Origin of the sequence: Pseudoduganella sp. R-32, from assembly GCF_049913245.1 — a bacterium.
Classification (GTDB): domain Bacteria; phylum Pseudomonadota; class Gammaproteobacteria; order Burkholderiales; family Burkholderiaceae_D; genus Rugamonas.
In genome coordinates this window covers 1,518,522-1,536,708 of record NZ_CP183987.1, presented here as the reverse complement: position 1 = coordinate 1,536,708, position 18,187 = coordinate 1,518,522, and the positions used below count along the sequence as shown (strand labels likewise).

Genomic DNA, 18,187 nt, shown 5'->3' with positions numbered 1-18,187 from the left:
CCAGATATTTTTACTGCACGCCTGCCGCGGGGCCGCTGATGCGCACCGGCGCCCGGTATCCGCCCGGCTTGTCGCCCAGCGGCGCCGCGCCCGACAGCATGGTCTGCATGCCCGGGGTGAAGAAGGTGTAGGGATAGCCTGCCGCCTTGGCGCTGACCGCATCCAGGCGTTCGCGCAATTGCGCCGGCAAGTCGAAGTCCAGCGCTCCGAGATTGTCCTGCAACTGCGCCAGCCTGGTCGCACCCACCATCACGGTTGCGACGCCCGGACGGTTGGCCACCCAGTTCACCGCCACCTGCGCCATGCTGCGGCCCACCTCGTTCGCCACCTTTTCCAACTCCGCCACGATGGCGAAATTGCGCTCGTTGAATTTGGCGAAGGCCGGGTTGTTCGAGCCGCTCATGGTTTGCAGGCGCCCTTCGCCGAACTGACCGCCGGTGCTGGGCTTGTACTTGCCGGACAACAGGCCGCTGGCCAGCGGGCTCCAGACCATCACGCCCATGCCATGCCGCGTGCCCAGCGGGATGTATTCGTCTTCAATGGCGCGCTCCACCAGCGAGTATTCCATCTGCAGCGCGGACAATGCTTCGTAGCCGCGCAGTTCGGCGATCGTTTGCATGCGGCTGGCATACCAGGCCGGCACGTTCGACAGGCCGATGTGGCGCACCTTGCCAGCGCGTACCGCATCGTCCAGCGTGCGCAGCACCTCTTCCGGCTGCGTCACCATGTCCCAGGCGTGCACCAGGTACAGGTCGACGTAATCGGTGTCCAGGCGCTGCAGCGAACCTTCCAGCGCGCGCATCAAATGTTTGCGGCCATTGCCGCCCGCGTTCGGGTTGGCTGGGTCGCTGCTGTAGGACGCCTTGGTGGCCAGCACGATCTTGTCGCGCAGGCCGCTATCGCGCACGAATTCACCAACCCAGCGTTCCGATTCGCCATTGGTGTACAGGTCGGCCGTATCGACCAGGTTGCCGCCGGCCTCGGTGTACGTCATGAACTGCTCGCGCGCGCTGGCCTTGTCGGCGCCCCAGCCCCAATCGGTGCCGAAGGTCATGGTGCCAAGCGCCAGGCGCGACACGCGCAAGCCGGAATTACCGAGGGTGTAATACTGTTTGAGGGACATGCTTTCTCCATGGTGATTTGTTGACAATGAGGAAATGCAAAATCAACAATACCATGGAAATGAAAGTCGGGGTCAGGTCTGGCAATCCGCCATCTTTTTCGCCATGCGAAAAAGATGGCGGATTGCCAGACCTGACCCCGACTTTTATTACATAAGGGGCTTGGCGCTGCCGTTGCTGATGGCTTCGTCGATCAGGGCGCGCGAGGCTTTATCGGCTTCACGCGACAGGCGGCCCTGTTCGCGTCCCAGCTCGCCCATTTTGCGGCCCATTTCGGCCAGGGGCCGGGACGCTTCGGCGATGCGGGCGTGCATGGCGGCCATTGGCGCCTGGCGTGCTGCCAGCGCGGCATGGCGGGCGCCGATCTCACTGCCGCGGCGCGCCATCTCTTCCGACAGCGGCTCCATCTGCTTGCGCAAGCCTTCCAGGTCGCGTTCGAGCTGGGCGCGGGTCTTGTCGTCGGCCATTTCCATTTTGCGGCTGGCTTTTTCCATGGCGCGGGCGATGCGTTCCTGCTGGCGCGCGGGCAGCTCCATCTGGCGCTCCAGCTCGCGCTCGATCGCTTGCTGCTCTTTGCTGCCCATGGCGGCTTCGGCTTCTTTTGCGATCTTGTCGCTCATGGCTTCTACCTGCTTGCCCTGGACGTCCATCAACTTGCCCTGCTCTTCCATGAGCTTGCCGTGTGCTTCGGCTGGCTTCCACAACTCACGCACCTTGCCCAGCAGGGCCGGGTCCTGGATGACATAGGACTTGCCATCCTTGCGCACGTAGATGAATTCGCCCTTGGTTTCCTGGTGCAGCTTGCGCAGCGCAGCCAGGTCGCTGGGGGCGCCGTGGAAGTTGGTCACCGATAGCTTCTGGTTGTTGTCACGCACATAGGCGTAGGCGCTGCGACTGCCGTCATCGATGAAGAAGTAGTTGTGGCTCTCGATATCCCGCAGCTCTTTCGGCAGCTTTGGCGGTTTCGGCGGCTTGGGCGGAACCAGGACTGCAGCCATCGGCGCTGGCGGAGCTGGCGGCGCGGGCTCGACGTCGTGCTGGTCGTCGGCATCGGTGACGTGCATTGCCACGGCGGGCGCTGGTGCCGCAACAGCGCTGGCGGCGGGGAGCGATACTGCTTGCGGCATGGCGTGGGCAAGGCGGCGCAGGCAGCAAAAATTCCTAACAGCGGGGTCGCCATCTTCCAGCTCAGTGGCTGTGCATCGGGACGGATCAGGCGTTTGATTCGGGACATGAGGTCTCCTCCGTTTGCCGCGGGAACGGCAAAGTGATTGGTGGTGAACTGGAATTTATCCAGCTCGGAAAGTGCAAGTGCCAGGCGCCGCGGTTCGCCGAGCGTGCTTGCTGCCAAGTCGTCTGCTATCTGTTCACGTTCGCGGCGGATGCATTGCGACAGCATCCATACGCTGGGGTGGTAGAACAGGAAAATCTCGATGCCGCTCTGGACCAGGTTGACCAGGTAGTCGTGGCGGCGCACATGCGCCAGCTCGTGAGCCAGCAAGGCTTCCAGCAAATCGGGCGGCAGGCCGCTGACCAGCGAGGCCGGCAGCAGCACGATCGGGCGCAGGATGCCGGCCGTGATCGGGCCTTCCAGCGCATCGTCGGAGATGCCAAGGCGCACCGCGCGGCGAATGCCCATGCGCTGCGCCAGCGCGGTGGCGCGCGCCTGCCAGGTGGCGTCGGCGTGGTAATGGTTGGGCAGGGTGCGGGTGCGCACCCACTGCAGGCCGAGCGACAGGCGCAGCGTCATCAGAGCGGCGCCGGCGGCCCACAGCAGCACCAGCCAGGGCATCTGGCGGCGAAGCAGGTATTCCCAGGAGGCCATGGCGTCGACGTCGACCAAGGCTGTTTCGGCGCGCTGGCCGTCGGCGACGCCCGGAATGGCGGCAATGGCGCCGGCTTCCAACGGGGCCGGCAGCACGTAGCCGGTGTCGACGGCATCGGCCAGGCGCCAGGCGAAGTTGGCCAGCGGGAGCGCTGCGCTCAGGAACAAGGCGATGCACGCGACCAGGTAGCGCGCCTGCGGGCGGGCGTTGCGCAAGGCATGCAGCAGCAGTGCCGCGACGCAGCCGATCAGCAAGCCTTGCCACAGGAAGTGCAGCAATGACCAGCCCAGGGCTGGAATGACGGCGTTCAGCAGGTTGCTCATGGCGGGCGGCTCCGGTTTGATGGTGTCCTTGCAAACTAGATTAAATGATCTAGAACTTTGTGTCTAGAACTTTTTGTCTAGATAGGAATGCAAGTGCTCTGGAGCCAATGTAGCCGCGCGCCGCCACGGCGGCATGCGGAGTGCGACAGAATGCAGATTTGTTGTTCCAGGATGCTTAAAACCGGTAAACCTGGGTCAGACCCGAGGGTCTGACCCAACCGGCCGAAGCCACGGACTGTAGAGGTTTAGTAGACGACCACGGAACGGATCGATTCGCCGCGTTCCATCAGGTCAAAGCCTTCGTTGATGCGATCGAGCGGCAGGGTGTGGGTGATCAGCTCATCGATCTTGAGCTTGCCTTCCATGTACCAATCGACAATCTTCGGCACGTCGGTGCGGCCGCGCGCACCGCCGAAAGCAGAGCCCAGCCAATGGCGGCCGGTGACCAGCTGGAATGGACGGGTTGAGATCTCCTGCCCCGCCGCCGCCACGCCGATCACGATCGACTTGCCCCAGCCTTTGTGGCAGCACTCGAGCGCCTGGCGCATCAGCTGCGTATTGCCGACGCACTCGAAGCTGTAATCGGCGCCGCCATCGGTCAGCTGCACAATGGCGTCCACCACGTTCTCCACATCGCGCGGGTTGATGAAGTGGGTCATGCCGAACTGGCGCGCCATCGCCTCGCGCGCCGGGTTGATGTCGATGCCGATGATCTTGTCGGCGCCGACCATCTTCGCCGCCTGGATCACGTTCAGGCCGATGCCGCCGAGGCCGAACACCACCACGTTGGCGCCCGCTTCCACCTTGGCGGTGAACAGCACGGCGCCGACGCCGGTGGTCACGCCGCAGCCGATGTAGCACACCTTGTCGAACGGCGCGTCGGAGCGGATCTTGGCCAGCGCGATCTCCGGCACCACGATGTAGTTGGAGAAGGTGGAGGTGCCCATGTAGTGGAACAGCGGCTTGCCGTCGAGCGAGAAGCGGCTGGAGCCATCCGGCATCAGGCCCTTGCCCTGGGTGGAACGGATTGCCTGGCACAGGTTGGTCTTGCGCGACAGGCAGAATTTGCACTGGCGGCATTCCGGCGTGTACAGCGGGATGACGTGGTCGTCTTTCCTGAGCGATGTGACGCCCGGCCCGACGTCGACCACCACGCCTGCGCCTTCATGGCCGAGGATGGCCGGGAACAGCCCTTCCGGATCGGCGCCGGACAGCGTGTAGTGGTCGGTGTGGCAAATGCCGGTGGCCTTGATCTCCACCAGTACTTCGCCCGCGCGTGGCCCGTCCAAGTCCACTTCTTCAATGGTCAGGGGCGCGCCCGCCTTCCATGCAACTGCTGCTCTCGTCTTCATCCCGGTACTCCGAATGTGATAAAGACGACAGCATAGCCTAACTCCTCACCGCCAGCATGGACTCCAGCCCCAGCATGTGCGACACGGTGCGCCACAACTGGCGCGGCGAAGTCCAGGGCTTGGGCAGGAAGGCGTGGGCCTGGTGGTGCAGCATCGGCTGGCTGGCCGAATACAGCAGCACCGGGATGTCTTGCTCGGCCTGGCGCATGGAGCGGATCAGGGCGTGGCCATCGCCGTCTGGCAGGTCGGGATCGATCACCAGCAGCGCGAATTCGCCTTGCTGCAACTGGCTTTGCGCCTGGTCGAAGCTGGCGGCATGCACCACGTGGATTTCGGGCGCCAGCAAGGTCGCCAGGACCACGGCGCTATCTTCATCGTGATCGACGTGCAGCACCCGTGGCGCCGGATGCAAATCAAATGACATGTTCATGAAACGGTTCTCCGCACTGCAGGGGGAATGGTCGGCGGAGCTGGGCCGAAGGATATTGCCGGGCCGCGAAGGAGTGGCGGCCGCTGAAGTGTGTTGCGGCGGGCGAGTCAGGGCCCACCGCAATAGTCTAATGCAAGAAGATGGCCTGCGGAAAGTTTTATTTTTTCAGGCGTGCGTTAAACGCTGCATGCAAGCCATTCAACATTTCCTCGGCGGCCAGCAGCTGGTCGGCCACTTCATTGATCTTGCGCCGGCTGGAGCGGGCGTGGTCGCGCAATACTTCGAAGGCGGTGTTGCGGTCGGTCTGGTACTTGCACATCAACAGGCCGACGGCCAGGCTGGTCTCGCGGCCGGCCGCCAGCGCCGCGTTGAGGTTGATCTCGGTGCGCCGCAACTGGCGGATTTCGTCGGCGCGCGCCAGGCCGGCCTCGAAGGCCGGCATCAGGTGGTGCTCGTCGACAGGTTTCACCACGAAACCCACGGCGCCGTAGGCGGCTGCCTGCTTGCCGGCGTCAGCGTCGCCGCGGCCGGACAGGAACATGAAAGGCACCGTGGTGTTGCGGTTCAGCTGCTTGGCCAGCTCCAGGCCCGACATGCCCGGCATGTGGATGTCGAGCAGGGCCAGGTCGGGTTCGCGCTCGGCGATCAGGGACAAGGCCTGGTCCGATGAATGCGCCAGCATGGTGTCGTAGCCGGCGCGGGCTAGCAATTCGCCCAGGAACTCGGTCAGGATCTTGTCATCATCGACGATCAGGATCAGGCGCTTTTGCGGAGTCTGGGCGTTCATCGGCGTCAACCTTATGGTTATGCTAATGGACAAATTATAGACTGAAACTCCCGCACTGCCGCCGCTACATCTTCGGCCAGGTAGACGCTGGTGATAGCCGCTACCAGCTGCGCCCCCTCGGCCACCAGTGGCGCGGCATTCTGCGGCGTCATGCCGCCAATGACGCACAGCGGCACGCTGATCACCTCGCGCGCATGGCGCAGGATGGAAGGCTGGGTGGTGACGGCGTACTGCTTCACTTTCGATGGATAAAAGCCGCCGAACGCCACGTAGCTGGCGCCGGCCGCCTGTGCCGCCTGGGCGCGCGCCAGCTCGCCGTAGCAGGAAGCGCCAATCAGCTTGTTGGGGCCGAGCGAAGCGCGCACCTCGGCCAGCGGTGCATCAGTGCCGCCGAGGTGCACGCCGTCGGCGCCCAGTTCGCGGCACAGCGCCACGTGGTCGTTGACCAGGAAAGGCACGCTGTACTTGTGGCACAGTTCGCGCAGCGCCCCGCCCTGCTCGCGCCGCAGGGCGGTACTGGCGTCCTTGTGGCGGTACTGCAGCAGCGCGACGCCGGCGCGCAGGGCCTGCTCGGTGACCCCGAGCAGCTTGTCGGTGTCGTCCCAATTCGGGGTCACCAGGTAAAGTCCTTGCATTATTTCTCCTTATCGCTGCGGAATGCGCTGGCCGGGTGCGATCGCGTATGAGGCGGCCAGTGCGCGCTGGGTGTAGCCTTGCGCCTTGGTTAATGCTTGTGCCATGGTATTGCCCAGTGCCAGCAGGGCTGCCGTGGCGGCGGCCAGCGTGCATCCGCTGCCGTGGAAGCCGCCGGGCAGGCGCGGCCAGCTCCAGTTCTGCTGGCGGTCCGGCCCGAGCCAGCGGTTGACCACCACGTCGCTGTCTTCGTCGTGGCCGCCGGTCACCAGCACGTGGGTGCAGCCGAGGGCGCGCAGCGCGCGGGCATGGGCCAGTGCATTGCCATGGGCAGTGCCATGCCATGCCCGCGGCACGCCTGCCGCGCGGGCGGGCACCTCGCCACGCTCCGGGCCGGGTTCATCGTACGGTTTCGCGCTGCCAGCAACCGGCGCCGTGGCCATGGAGGCCGTCATGGAAACCGCCGCGGCGCCCAGGCGAACGGGAGCTCGATAGCGCGCCGCGTTGCCAGCCAAGGCTGCCGCCTCCGGTCCATTCGGCGTGATCAGCGTCGCCAGCGGCAGCAAGGGCGCCAGCGCCTGCACCGCATCGTCGCGGCCAAGCGCATCTCCGTGACCGCTGCGCAGCACGGGATCGAGCACCACCGGCGGATCGCTGTACAGCCGCTGCGCCCAGCCCGGCGCCGCGCCGGCTGCCGCGCGATGCGTGGCGCGCAGCTCGCCGATCAGCGTTGCGATGGCCTGCGCGTTTTCCGCGCTGCCCGGAATGCCGATCTTCACCGCCGCCACCGGCACCTGCGCCAGCAGCGCGCGCGCCTGCTGCAGCACAACATCCGCAGCCACCGGCATCACCGCGTGCACGCGGTTATTGTCCTGCACCGTGATGGCAGTCAGCACCGGCAGCGCATGCGCCCCCATCGCGGTGATGGCCTGGATATCGGCCGCCATGCCGGCGCCGCCCGAAGGATCGGCGCCGGAAAACACCAGCACGCAGGGCCGGTCGCTCATGCGAGCCTCCCCGCCGTCGGCGACGAAGGCGAGGCGGCGAAACGGCGCGGCATGCGGCCTGCCAGGAAGGCTTCACGGCCGGCCTGCACGCCCAGCTTCATGGCGCGCGCCATGCGTACCGGGTCGCCGGCAGCGGCGATGGCGGTGTTCATCAGCACGCCGTCGCAACCGAGCTCCATGGCAATCGCTGCATCGGAGGCGGTGCCGACGCCGGCATCGACCAGCACCGGCACCTTCGACTGTTCGATGATCAGCGACAGGTTCCACGGATTCAGGATGCCCATGCCGGAGCCGATCAGCGACGCCAGCGGCATCACCGCGCAGCAGCCGATGTCTTCCAGCATGCGCGCCTGGATCGGGTCGTCGCTGCAGTAGACCATGACGTCGAAGCCGTCCTTCACCAGTTCGCGCGCCGCGACCAGGGTTTCCGGCATGTTCGGGAACAGGGTCTTCTCGTCGCCCAGCACTTCCAGCTTGACCAGCTTGTGGCCGTTCAGCAGCTCGCGCGCCATCTGCAGCGTGTACACGGCGTCCTGCGCCGTGTAGCAGCCGGCCGTATTCGGCAGGATGGTGAATTCGTGCGGCGGCACATAGTCCAGCAGGCTGGGCGCGTGCGGGTCCTGGCCGATGTTGACGCGGCGGATCGCCACCGTGATGATTTCCGCGCCCGCAGCCAGCGTGGCTTCGCGGGTCTGCGGCAGGTCCTTGTACTTGCCGCTGCCGACCAGCAGGCGCGAGTTGTATTCCTTGCCTGCGATAACCAATGGTTTGTCTTGCATTTGCAGTCTCCCCTTTTTAGCCCCCGCCGATGGCGCGGACGATGTCTACTTTATCGTTGTGGTTGAGCGCGACCTGCGGCCAGCGCTGGCGCGGCACCACCTGGCGGTTGACCGCCAGCGCCAGCGCCTGGCCGGTCAGCTCGAGCGAATCGATCAGCTGGTCCAGCGTCTGCTGCGGCGGCACCGCATGCGCGGCGCCATTCAGTTCAATCTCGATCATGCTTGCTCGCGGTAGATGTTCGCGCCGCCCTTGACGAACTCGATCGATTTTTCCTGCATGCCCTTGGCAGCGAACTCGCGCACTTCCTGCGTGATCTTCATCGAGCAGAAATGCGGGCCGCACATGGAGCAGAAGTGCGCCACCTTGGCCGAATCCTTCGGCAGGGTCTCGTCGTGGAATTCGCGCGCGCGGTCCGGGTCCAGGCCCAGGTTGAACTGGTCTTCCCAGCGGAATTCAAAGCGCGCCAGCGACAGCGCGTTGTCGCGGATCTGCGCGCCCGGATGGCCCTTCGCCAGGTCCGCCGCGTGAGCCGCGATCTTGTAGGTGATGATGCCTTCCTTGACGTCGGCCTTGTTCGGCAGGCCCAGGTGCTCCTTCGGCGTCACGTAGCACAGCATGGCGGTGCCGTACCAGCCGATCTGCGCGGCGCCGATGCCGGAGGTGATGTGGTCGTAGCCCGGCGCGATATCGGTGGTCAACGGGCCCAGGGTGTAGAACGGCGCCTCGCTGCACTGTTCCAGCTGCAGGTCCATGTTCTCCTTGATGAGCTGCATCGGCACGTGGCCAGGGCCTTCGATCATCACCTGCACGTCGTGCTTCCAGGCGATTTGCGTCAGTTCGCCCAGGGTTTTCAGCTCGCCCAGCTGCGCCGCATCGTTGGCATCCCACACCGAGCCGGGACGCAAGCCGTCGCCCAGCGAGAAGCTCACGTCGTAGGCCTTCATGATTTCGCAGATCTCTTCGAAGTGCGTGTACAGGAAGTTTTCCTGATGGTGCGCCAGGCACCACTTGGCCATGATCGAACCGCCGCGCGACACGATGCCGGTCATGCGGTTGGCCGTCAGCGGCACGTAGCGCAGCAGCACGCCGGCATGGATGGTGAAGTAGTCGACGCCCTGCTCCGCCTGTTCGATCAGGGTGTCGCGGAAGATTTCCCAGGTCAGGTCTTCGGCCTTGCCGTTCACCTTTTCCAGCGCCTGGTAGATCGGCACGGTGCCGATCGGCACCGGCGAATTGCGCACGATCCATTCGCGCGTTTCGTGGATATGCTTGCCGGTGGACAGGTCCATCACGGTGTCGCCGCCCCAGCGGATGGCCCAGGTCATCTTCTCCACTTCCTCGCCGATGGAGGAGGTCACGGCGGAGTTGCCGATATTGGCGTTGATCTTGACCAGGAAATTGCGGCCGATGATCATCGGCTCCAGTTCCGGGTGGTTGATGTTGGCCGGGATGATGGCGCGGCCGCGGGCAACTTCCTGGCGCACGAATTCCGGCGTGATCTCCTCAGGGATGGCGGCGCCGAACGATTCGCCACGGTGCTGGCGGCCCAGCAGGTCGGCCATGCGCTGGCCCTTCTCGCCCTGGGCACGCAGGCCGGCCAGGTATTCCTTGCGGCGCAGGTTTTCGCGGATCGCCACGTATTCCATTTCCGGCGTGACGATGCCCTGGCGCGCGTAGTGCATCTGCGTTACGTTGCGGCCGGCCTGGGCGCGGCGCGGCTGGCGGTGCAGCTCGAAGCGCAGCGCGTCGAGCTTTTCGTCGGCCAGGCGCAGGCGGCCGTAATCGGAAGTCGGGCCGGCCAGCAATTCGGTGTCGTCGCGCTCGGCGATCCAGGCGGCGCGCGGCGTGCCCAAACCCTTGCGAATGTCGATGGCGGCGTCCGGATCGCTGTACGGGCCGGAGCAATCGTACACGGTGACCGGTGCGTTGTCGCCGGACAGGCTGATTTCGCGCATCGGCACGCGCAGGTCCGGGCGGCTACCGGTAACATAGATCTTGCGGGAATTCGGCAGCGGGGTAACGGCTGCGGAGTCGACCTCGGCCTGGGCGGCGAGGAAGGTTGGATTGGCGTTCATTTTGGCTCCTTTGTTGGCGCAGGAGCCAGCAAAGGAGGTTAGGTTGCGCTTGCGGTTGCGCCGTGTAGGCGCAACCGCTGCGTATCCTGAAGCTTCCCTTCGCTGGCATTATCCAGATCAGGTTCGGAGGGTATTTCTCACCCGCGCACCCGGTATCGAACCGCGCGCACAGGACCCCTAGCGTGTGCCACCTTTCGGCAGCGAGCGGATTATATCTATAATCGGTGCGCATTAAAAGGAGACCGGATGCGATATGTAGTATTCCTGGCAGCGATGGCTGCGCAGGCCGCCATGGCGGCGCCAGGCGCCGATGCGCGCGCCCCAACGCTGGCCGAGCAGCGCTCGTTCGAACAGTTCATGCAGCGCACCGCGCCGGGCGCGCCCGTTCCGCCGCTGCGCATTGAGCGCGGACACGATGGAAGAAAATGGATTGCCAGCGCTAGCAGCGACGCGCCGCCGGTGCGCCTGGTGCTGCCGCTGTGCCGCGTCACGCGCACCCGCTACGCACAGCAGGCCGACGACAGCTGGAGCGCCGACAGCAGCCAGCATGTCTGGATTCACCACACCACCAGCTGCGGCACGCCGCCGGCCACGATGGTCGAACTGCGCGCGCCGCTGGCCGAGATCGACATGCTGCGCCTGATCCAGGCCCAGGGCGAACTGCTGCAGCGCGCTCGCCTGCTCATGGCCGGCAACACCAGTTGCGCACCAACGCGCTCGCGCAATTTCCAGTTGCGCGCACTGGGCCGCAGTCCCGATGGCATGTTCCTGCTTGCTTACGAAAGCGATATCGGCAGCAAGGTAGACGTGACGGTGCGGCCGTCGCGCGCGGAGCTCACCGCGTGGAATGTCAACTGCCCATAGGAGTGCGGGATGGCTGTGTTGCCATGCGCCAACACAAGGCGGAACCGCTCAGTTACTTGCCATCTGCAAGTGTAACAATTCGTTACTATGTGCGTAATCGCACATAGCGTTTTTCCTCTCGGTTCCGATAATGGAAGAGCACCAATAACTACTTCGAGAGGCAACACCATGAACTCCAAAGTCTCCCTGCTTCCACTCGCACTGACATCCCTCTTGCTCGCGGCCTGCGGCGGCGGTGGCGGCGGCGACGCCCCGCCGGTCCAGACCATGGGCACCCTGGGCGTGTCGATTACCGACGCACCGGCCTGCGGCTTCGATGCCGTCAACGTGACGGTCAACAAAGTACGCGTCAACACAAGCGCGACCGCCAGCGACACCGACAGCGGCTGGACCGACATCACCCTGTCGCCCGGCAAGAAAATCAACCTGCTGAACCTGATCAACGGCACCCTGGATGCACTGGGCCAGACCTCGTTGGCAGCAGGCCGCTACAACCAGGTGCGCCTGGTACTGGACCCGAACACCGGCAACGCGACTGCCAACTCCGTGGTCCTCAGCGGCACCACCACCGAGATCTCGCTCGACACCCCGAGCGCGGTCCAGTCCGGCATCAAGATGAATGCCGACTTCACCGTGGAAGCGGGCCAGCGCTACGACCTGGTGATGGATTTCGACGCCTGCAAATCCATCGTCACCAAGGGCAATGGCAAGTACGCGCTGAAACCGGTGGTTAAAGTGATCCCGACTGCCCTGAACGGCATCAGCGGCTTCGTTGCCACGTCGACGCTATCCGACGGCGTCACCGTCAGCGCCCAGCAAAACGGCGCCGTGGTGGCGGCGACGGTGCCAAGCGCCACCGGTGAATTCGTGCTGCCACGCCTGCCTCTCGGTAACTACGACGTAGTGATCACCTCCAACACCCACGCGGCCTACGTGGTGGGCGGCGTGCCGGTGACCTCCACCACCGGCATGGTCCCGATCAGCACCACCGGCGCGCCCTTCACCCTGGCCAGCACCAGCCTGATGGGCTCGATCAGCGGCACCGCGACGCTGACCCCGGCCAGCGCCACGGAATCGGCCCTGGTCTCGGCCAAGCAAGCCATTACCGGCGGCCCGACCGTCACCCTGCGTTACACCAATGCGGACCTGACCACCGGCGCCTACAGCATCACCAAGCTGCCGCTGGCCGCGCCGCAGTACGCCGCCTATAGCGCCACCCTGCCGCTGGCATTCTCCAGCGCAGGCACGATCCCGGCAACCGGCATGTACAAGGTGGATGCCTCCGCCACCGGCTACACCACGCTGTCCAACGCGGCGGTCGACATCAATGTCGCCAACGCGGTCAACGTGAACTTCAACCTGGTGCCTTAAGCACCTGCGTCGGCTCCGCCGACGCGACGGCCCCGGCCCCGCCACTGGCGGCAGCCGGGGCTTTTTTCATGCGTCGTGCCGCAGCAACGCAACAGGCTTGCGCAGGCGCGCTTTTCCGCGGTATCCTGAATTATTCAATCGATCGATTTAATAAAAAGGGAGCCGCAGTGCGCGCAGGCAGGAACCATGTCCGGATCGGCGGTGCAGCAGGCTTCTGGGGCGACAGCGCCCTCGGCCCGCGCCAGCTGCTCGATGGCGGCGACCTCGATTACCTGGTTTTCGATTACCTGGCCGAGCTGACCATGTCGCTGCTGGCGGCAGCGCGCCGCAAGCAGCCCGGACTCGGTTACGCCACCGACTTCATCGACGTCATGCGCGACGTGCTGGGCGACGCCCTGGCGCGCGGCGTACGCATCGTCGCCAACGCCGGCGGCATCAACCCTCAAGGCTGCGCGGCAGCACTGCGCGCGCTGGCGGCGGAACAGGGGCTGGAGCCGCGCATCGCCGTGGTCGAAGGCGACGATGTATCTGCCCTGCTGCCCGCCCTGCATGCGGAAGGCATCGAGCTGCCGGCCACGGTGCTGAGCGCAAACGCCTACCTCGGCGCGCTGCCGATCAAGGCCGCGCTGGATGCACGCGCCGACGTGGTGATCACCGGCCGCTGCGTCGACAGCGCGGTGACACTGGGCGCCCTGATGCACGAATTCGGCTGGGCGCCCGACGACTACGACCGGTTAGCCGCCGGCAGCCTGGCCGGGCACCTGATCGAATGCGGCTGCCAGGGCAGCGGCGGCCTGTTCACCGACTGGGAGCAGGTGCCCGATTGGGCCAACAGCGGCTATCCGGTAGTGGAATGCCGCGCCGACGGCAGCTTCGTGCTGGGCAAGCCGGAAGGCACCGGCGGCCTGGTGACCCCGGCCGTAGCGGCCGAGCAGTTGCTGTACGAGATTGGCGATCCCTCGCGCTACCTGCTGCCCGACGTTGTATGCGACTTCACCGCCGTCACCCTGCAAGCCGAAGGCCCGCAGCGCGTGCTGGTGCAAGGTGCGCGCGGCCAGGCGCCAACGCCGACTTACAAAGTCAGCGCCACCTATGCCGACGGCTTCCGCAGTGCTGCGCAACTGACTGTGGTCGGCCACGAAGCGGGGCGCAAGGCGCGCCGCAGCGCCGAAGCGATCCTGGCGCGCACGCGGGCGATGTTCGCGCGCGCCGGCCTGGGCGACTATTCGGCAACCCATATCGATGTATTGGGCGCGAAGGAAGGCTTCGGCCAGGCAGTAATGTGGTTGGCGGTAGCGCACCCGCAGCGCGCCGCGCTTGAAATCTTCGCGCGCGAGATCGCCCCGGCCGGCACCTCCTGGGCCCCCGGCACTACCGGCTTCGGCGGCCGACCTGCCGTATCCCCCGCCATCAAACAGTTCTCCTTCCTGCTCGCCAAAACCCGCCTCCAGCCCATCGTCCACCTGCCCGACGGCACCACGGCCCAGCCCGTGTCACACCTTGGGATCATCACGGGGACGCCGAGCCCCCAAGAGGGACACGGCCTCGAGCATAGCGGCCCTGCACGGCAGAGCTCGTGTCACACCCTGGGGTCACACCCCAAGTGTGACACGAGCCCAACTGGAGAGGGGTGGCGCGTGGTGCCGCTGATCGAGCTGGCTTGGGCGCGTAGCGGGGATAAGGGGGATACCTCGAATATCGGCGTGATCGCGCGCCATCCGGACGACCTGCCTTTGCTCCGTGAGCAGCTCACGCCGGATGCGGTGGCGGCGTACCTGGCCGACAAGGTGCGCGGTGCGGTGACGCGCTATGAGCTGCCTGGAATTCGTGCTCTTAACTTCGTGTGCGAACAGGCTCTGGGCGGCGGCGGGATGGCGTCGCTGCGCCATGACCCGCTCGGCAAAGGCATGGCGCAGTGGCTGCTGGCGATGCCGGTTGCTGTGCCGCCCAACTTTACCAGCCGGAGGACATGATGGAAGAGGCACTGCGCGCCACGGTGCGACGTTTCGTCGAGCAGGAGCTGCGGCCACACGTCAACGACTGGGAGGAGGCAGGCACCTTCCCTCGCGCACTGTACAAACAGGCTGGCGAGCTTGGGCTGCTGGCCCTGGGCTTTCCGGAACCGGAGGGCGGCATTCCAGCCAGCTATCGCCAGCTGCAGGTGCTGAACGAGGAACTGTGCCGCACCGGCTGCGGCGGCTTGCTGGCTTCCCTGTTCAGCCACCGCATCGGCGCGCCGCCCATCGTGCATGGCGGTTCGGCGGCACTGCGGGCGCGTGTGCTGCCCGGCATATTCGCCGGCGAGAAGATCAGCGCCCTGGCGGTGACGGAACCGGGCGGCGGCTCCGACGTGGCCAGTCTGGCGACTACGGCCGTGCGCGATGGCGACCATTACATCGTCAATGGCAGCAAGACCTTCATTACCTCGGGCATGCGCGCGGACTGGATTACGGCGGCTGTGCGCACCGGCGGTGCTGGCGCCTCTGGCATCAGCGCCCTGCTGGTGCCCGGCGACACGCCCGGCCTGGCGCGCACCCCGCTGAAGAAAATGGGCTGGTGGTGCTCCGATACCGCAGAACTGCATTTCGACCAGTGCCGGGTGCCGGCCGCCAACTTGCTGGGTGCGGAAAACGCCGGCTTCGCGCTGCTGATGCGCAATTTCAACGACGAGCGCCTGATGCTGGCCATGCACGCCTGCTTCCTGGCGCAAGCCTGCCTTGACGAGGCGGTGGAGTGGGCGCAGCAGCGCAAAACTTTCGGCAAGACGCTGGTGCAGCACCAGGCCGTGCGCCACAAGCTGGTGGCGATGGCGACGCGCATCGAAGCCACGCGCGCCTTCATCGACAGCATCGTGGCGCGCATGGATGGGGGCGAGCAGCCGGTGGCGCAGGTATGCATGCTGAAGAACTTCGCGGCGCAAACCATGCAGGCCTGCTCCGGCGAGGCGGTGCAGATCCTGGGCGGCATGGGCTTCATGCGCGGCACGGTGTCGGAACGCGTCTACCGCGACGCCAAGGTGTATATGATCGGCGGCGGCGCCGAAGAAATCCTCAACGACCTGGCTGCGCGCCAGCTCGGCTGGTCCTGAAAGGAAGCTGAATGTATCAATCGATCTTCAAACCCGGCCTGTTCGAGGGCCGCACCATTGTCGTGACGGGCGGCGGCAGCGGCATCGGGCGCTGTGCGTCGCATGAGCTGGCGGCGCTGGGGGCGCGCGTGCTGCTGGTGGGGCGGGAATCGGCCAAGCTCGATGCCGTTCGTGCCGAAATCGCCCGCGCAGGCGGCGCGGCCTACGGCTACAGCTGCAATATCCGCAGCGAAGAAGCGGTGCGCGAACTGGTGGCTACGGTGGTGGCCGAGCATGGCCTGGTTCATGGCCTGGTCAACAATGCAGGCGGCCAGTTCCCTGCGCCGCTGCGCGAAATTTCGCAAAAGGGCTGGGAGGCAGTGGTGCAGACCAACCTGACCGGCGGCTTCCTGCTGGCGCGCGAATGCCTGAACCAGAGCATGGCCGAACATGGCGGCGCCATCGTCAATATCGTGGCCGACATGTTCGGCGGCATGCCCGATATGGGCCATTCGGGCGCGGCGCGCGCCGGCATGGTGAGCCTGACCGAGACCGCGGCTTTCGAATGGGCGCAATACGGGGTGCGGGTGAATGCCGTGGCGCCGGGCTATATCGCTTCTTCAGGCATGGACCAGTATCCACCGGAGATGCGTGACACCATCCGCGCCTTTCCGCGCACCGTGCCACTGCACCGTTTCGGTACCGAGTCGGAAGTGGCGGCGGCGATTGCCTTCCTGCTATCCGATGCGGCAGCCTTCATCACCGGCGCCACCTTGCGCGTCGACGGCGGCCGGCCCAACGTGCGGCCAGGCATGCCGATGCCTCGGCCGCGCCAGGCTGGGGCGACAGCGGCCTTCAACGGCTTCCACCTGGCTGCCGCGCCGCGCGTGCTGGAGGGCGAATAATGCCCGCGCTGGAGAGCCGCGTCGTGCCGCAGGGCGAAGCCTTCCAGGCCAACAGCGCTGCGCTGCAAGTGCAGTTGGGGCGCCTGCGCGAACTGGAGGCGCGCACGCGCGACAAGTCGGCCGCCTCGGCGCCTCTGTTCGCCAAGCGCGGCCAGCTGCTGCCGCGCGAACGCCTGGGTGCCCTGCTCGATGCCGGTGCCCCATTCCTTGAAATGGCGACGCTGGCCGGCTTTTGCCTTGACCATCCGGATCCAGAGCGCTCGGTGCCCGGCGGCGGAATGGTGGGCGGCATCGGCTTCGTCGGCGGCGTGCGCTGCATGGTGGTGGCCGACGATTCGGGCATCGATGCCGGTGCGGTGCAGCCGATGGGGATAGAGAAGTTCCAGCGCCTGCAGCAAGTGGCGCTGGCGCAGAAGCTGCCCTTCATCCACCTGGTCGAATGCGCGGGCGCCAACCTGCTGGACTACAAGGTCGAAACCTTCATCCATGGGGGCAGCGGTTTTTACTGGCTGGCGCGCCTGTCTGCGGCGGGGCTGCCTGTGATCAGCGTGGTGCACGGCTCGAGCACGGCGGGCGGCGCCTACATGCCCGGCCTCTCCGACTACGTGGTGATGGTGCGCGAGCGCGCCAAGGCTTTCCTGGCCGGGCCGCCGCTGCTGAAGGCAGCCACCGGCGAAATCGCCAGCGAGGAAGAACTGGGCGGCGCGCAGATGCACGCCGCAGTGTCAGGGCTGGCCGAATACCTGGCTGAGGACGATGCCGACGCGCTGCGCATCACACGTGAACTGGTAGCCAGCCTGGGCTGGAATGGCGGCGCGCCCCGGGCTGCGGCGCCGGCCGTGGCGGGCGGCGGCTACCAAGCGCCACTCTATGACGCCGCTGAACTGCTCGGCATCGCTCCCAGTGACCAGCGCAAGCCCCTCGATATGCGAGAAGTCATCGCGCGCATCGTTGACGGTTCGGCTTTCCTGGAATTCAAGCCCGGCTACGGCGCGGCCACCGTGACCGGCCACGCGGCCATCTGCGGCATGGCAGTCGGCATCATCACCAACAACGGCCCGCTGGACCCGGCCGGCGCCACCAAGGCGGCGCACTTCATCCAGCTATGCTGCCAGTCCGGCACGCCGCTGGTGTTCCTGCAGAACACCACCGGCTTCATGGTCGGCAAGGCGTACGAACAGGCCGGCATGATCAAGCACGGCTCGAAGATGATCCAGGCGCTGGCCAACGCCAACGTGCCACGCATCACCGTGCATTGCGGCGCTTCTTTCGGCGCCGGTAACTACGGTATGTCCGGGCGCGGCTTCATGCCGGACTTCTGCTTCAGCTGGCCCAATGCGCGCACCGCCGTGATGGGCGCCGAGCAGGCCGCGACCACGATGGCCATCGTGATGGAGGGCAGCATGCGGCGCAAGGGCCAGGAAGTCGACCATGCGGCGATTGCCGCCATGCGGGGAAAGGTGATCGACACCTTCGAGCGCCAGACCGATGCTTTCACTACATCCGGACGCCTGCTGGACGACGGCGTCATCGATCCGCGCGACACGCGCAAGGTGCTGGCCTGCGTGCTGGCAGTGTGCGACGAGGCGCGCCGGCGCGAGCTGCGGCCGGTGCAATTCGGCGTCGCCCGACCATAAATACTGGAG

Annotated in this window: 17 protein-coding genes and 1 riboswitch; of the genes, 6 read left to right on the top strand and 11 right to left on the bottom strand. The window is 65.9% G+C overall.

All coding sequences use genetic code 11. The features are described 5' to 3' along the window. Positions 1 to 10 precede the first annotated feature (10 nt). The 11 genes from ACN9MU_RS07200 to thiC all read right to left on the bottom strand — a co-directional run bounded on the left by ACN9MU_RS07200 (position 11) and on the right by thiC (position 10,334). The gene (locus ACN9MU_RS07200; protein ID WP_426321379.1) at positions 11 to 1,123 is read right to left on the bottom strand and encodes an aldo/keto reductase; all 1,113 of its coding nucleotides are present in this window, start codon (positions 1,121 to 1,123) and stop codon (positions 11 to 13) included. A 147-nt stretch (positions 1,124 to 1,270) separates the two neighbouring features. Further along, positions 1,271 to 1,969: a hypothetical protein gene (locus tag ACN9MU_RS07195; RefSeq protein ID WP_426344346.1), complete on the bottom strand. Its 699-nt coding sequence runs from the start codon at positions 1,967 to 1,969 to the stop codon at positions 1,271 to 1,273. After that, on the bottom strand, positions 1,966 to 3,270 hold the full coding sequence (locus ACN9MU_RS07190) for a M56 family metallopeptidase (RefSeq protein WP_426344345.1): 1,305 nt from the start codon (positions 3,268 to 3,270) through the stop codon (positions 1,966 to 1,968). The genes ACN9MU_RS07195 and ACN9MU_RS07190 overlap by 4 nt, the downstream gene beginning before the upstream one ends. A 245-nt stretch (positions 3,271 to 3,515) precedes the next feature. After that, complete coding sequence (locus tag ACN9MU_RS07185) at positions 3,516 to 4,622, bottom strand: S-(hydroxymethyl)glutathione dehydrogenase/class III alcohol dehydrogenase (protein ID WP_426344344.1); 1,107 nt, start codon at positions 4,620 to 4,622, stop codon at positions 3,516 to 3,518. Between the two features lie 37 nt (positions 4,623 to 4,659). Beyond that, positions 4,660 to 5,052, bottom strand: coding sequence for a response regulator (locus tag ACN9MU_RS07180; RefSeq protein WP_426168999.1), 393 nt, complete (start codon positions 5,050 to 5,052; stop codon positions 4,660 to 4,662). 157 nt (positions 5,053 to 5,209) lie between these two features. Next, positions 5,210 to 5,839 carry an ANTAR domain-containing response regulator gene (locus tag ACN9MU_RS07175; protein WP_426321372.1) on the bottom strand — a complete coding sequence of 210 codons (630 nt, stop codon included), beginning with the start codon at positions 5,837 to 5,839 and terminating at the stop codon, positions 5,210 to 5,212. A gap of 17 nt (positions 5,840 to 5,856) precedes the next feature. Beyond that, entirely contained in the window at positions 5,857 to 6,474 is a 618-nt protein-coding gene (thiE, locus tag ACN9MU_RS07170; protein WP_426344343.1) for a thiamine phosphate synthase, read from the bottom strand. A 9-nt stretch (positions 6,475 to 6,483) separates the two neighbouring features. After that, positions 6,484 to 7,479, bottom strand: a complete 996-nt coding sequence (thiD, locus tag ACN9MU_RS07165) for a bifunctional hydroxymethylpyrimidine kinase/phosphomethylpyrimidine kinase (protein ID WP_426344342.1) — start codon at positions 7,477 to 7,479, stop codon at positions 6,484 to 6,486. After that, positions 7,476 to 8,258, bottom strand: a complete 783-nt coding sequence (locus tag ACN9MU_RS07160; RefSeq protein ID WP_426344341.1) for a thiazole synthase — start codon at positions 8,256 to 8,258, stop codon at positions 7,476 to 7,478. Before ACN9MU_RS07160 ends, thiD begins: the two co-directional genes overlap by 4 nt. A 16-nt stretch (positions 8,259 to 8,274) precedes the next feature. Continuing rightward, complete coding sequence (gene thiS, locus ACN9MU_RS07155) at positions 8,275 to 8,478, bottom strand: sulfur carrier protein ThiS (protein WP_426168987.1); 204 nt, start codon at positions 8,476 to 8,478, stop codon at positions 8,275 to 8,277. Further along, positions 8,475 to 10,334: a phosphomethylpyrimidine synthase ThiC gene (thiC, locus tag ACN9MU_RS07150; RefSeq protein WP_426321364.1), complete on the bottom strand. Its 1,860-nt coding sequence runs from the start codon at positions 10,332 to 10,334 to the stop codon at positions 8,475 to 8,477. Before thiC ends, thiS begins: the two co-directional genes overlap by 4 nt. A gap of 77 nt (positions 10,335 to 10,411) precedes the next feature. Further along, positions 10,412 to 10,523, bottom strand: a riboswitch (TPP riboswitch). A gap of 57 nt (positions 10,524 to 10,580) precedes the next feature. On the opposite strand from thiC, the gene ACN9MU_RS07145 reads away from it, so the two are divergent. The 6 genes from ACN9MU_RS07145 (at position 10,581) to ACN9MU_RS07120 (ending at position 18,178) form a co-directional block, all read left to right on the top strand. Then, entirely contained in the window at positions 10,581 to 11,198 is a 618-nt protein-coding gene (locus ACN9MU_RS07145) for a hypothetical protein (protein WP_426321363.1), read from the top strand. A gap of 168 nt (positions 11,199 to 11,366) precedes the next feature. Beyond that, positions 11,367 to 12,569: a DUF4382 domain-containing protein gene (locus tag ACN9MU_RS07140; RefSeq protein WP_426344340.1), complete on the top strand. Its 1,203-nt coding sequence runs from the start codon at positions 11,367 to 11,369 to the stop codon at positions 12,567 to 12,569. Between the two features lie 167 nt (positions 12,570 to 12,736). Continuing rightward, on the top strand, positions 12,737 to 14,542 hold the full coding sequence (locus ACN9MU_RS07135) for an acyclic terpene utilization AtuA family protein (protein WP_426321359.1): 1,806 nt from the start codon (positions 12,737 to 12,739) through the stop codon (positions 14,540 to 14,542). Continuing rightward, positions 14,539 to 15,657 (top strand): acyl-CoA dehydrogenase family protein, encoded by a 1,119-nt coding sequence (locus ACN9MU_RS07130; protein ID WP_426321357.1) that lies wholly within the window; start codon positions 14,539 to 14,541, stop codon positions 15,655 to 15,657. The genes ACN9MU_RS07135 and ACN9MU_RS07130 overlap by 4 nt, the downstream gene beginning before the upstream one ends. Positions 15,658 to 15,668: 11 nt before the next feature. Continuing rightward, positions 15,669 to 16,541 carry an SDR family oxidoreductase gene (locus ACN9MU_RS07125; protein WP_426321355.1) on the top strand — a complete coding sequence of 291 codons (873 nt, stop codon included), beginning with the start codon at positions 15,669 to 15,671 and terminating at the stop codon, positions 16,539 to 16,541. After that, complete coding sequence (locus tag ACN9MU_RS07120; protein ID WP_426344339.1) at positions 16,541 to 18,178, top strand: acyl-CoA carboxylase subunit beta; 1,638 nt, start codon at positions 16,541 to 16,543, stop codon at positions 18,176 to 18,178. The genes ACN9MU_RS07125 and ACN9MU_RS07120 overlap by 1 nt, the downstream gene beginning before the upstream one ends. The last annotated feature ends 9 nt before the right edge of the window (positions 18,179 to 18,187 follow it).

Coding starts and splice junctions, on each gene's coding strand:
- ACN9MU_RS07200 (WP_426321379.1), bottom strand. CDS start 1,123: ATGTCCCTCAAACAGTATTACACCCTCGGTAATTCCGGCTTGCGCGTG.
- ACN9MU_RS07190 (WP_426344345.1), bottom strand. CDS start 3,270: ATGAGCAACCTGCTGAACGCCGTCATTCCAGCCCTGGGCTGGTCATTG.
- ACN9MU_RS07185 (WP_426344344.1), bottom strand. CDS start 4,622: ATGAAGACGAGAGCAGCAGTTGCATGGAAGGCGGGCGCGCCCCTGACC.
- ACN9MU_RS07180 (WP_426168999.1), bottom strand. CDS start 5,052: ATGAACATGTCATTTGATTTGCATCCGGCGCCACGGGTGCTGCACGTC.
- ACN9MU_RS07175 (WP_426321372.1), bottom strand. CDS start 5,839: ATGAACGCCCAGACTCCGCAAAAGCGCCTGATCCTGATCGTCGATGAT.
- thiE (WP_426344343.1), bottom strand. CDS start 6,474: ATGCAAGGACTTTACCTGGTGACCCCGAATTGGGACGACACCGACAAG.
- thiD (WP_426344342.1), bottom strand. CDS start 7,479: ATGAGCGACCGGCCCTGCGTGCTGGTGTTTTCCGGCGCCGATCCTTCG.
- ACN9MU_RS07160 (WP_426344341.1), bottom strand. CDS start 8,258: ATGCAAGACAAACCATTGGTTATCGCAGGCAAGGAATACAACTCGCGC.
- thiS (WP_426168987.1), bottom strand. CDS start 8,478: ATGATCGAGATTGAACTGAATGGCGCCGCGCATGCGGTGCCGCCGCAG.
- thiC (WP_426321364.1), bottom strand. CDS start 10,334: ATGAACGCCAATCCAACCTTCCTCGCCGCCCAGGCCGAGGTCGACTCC.
- ACN9MU_RS07145 (WP_426321363.1), top strand. CDS start 10,581: ATGCGATATGTAGTATTCCTGGCAGCGATGGCTGCGCAGGCCGCCATG.
- ACN9MU_RS07140 (WP_426344340.1), top strand. CDS start 11,367: ATGAACTCCAAAGTCTCCCTGCTTCCACTCGCACTGACATCCCTCTTG.
- ACN9MU_RS07130 (WP_426321357.1), top strand. CDS start 14,539: ATGATGGAAGAGGCACTGCGCGCCACGGTGCGACGTTTCGTCGAGCAG.
- ACN9MU_RS07125 (WP_426321355.1), top strand. CDS start 15,669: ATGTATCAATCGATCTTCAAACCCGGCCTGTTCGAGGGCCGCACCATT.
- ACN9MU_RS07120 (WP_426344339.1), top strand. CDS start 16,541: ATGCCCGCGCTGGAGAGCCGCGTCGTGCCGCAGGGCGAAGCCTTCCAG.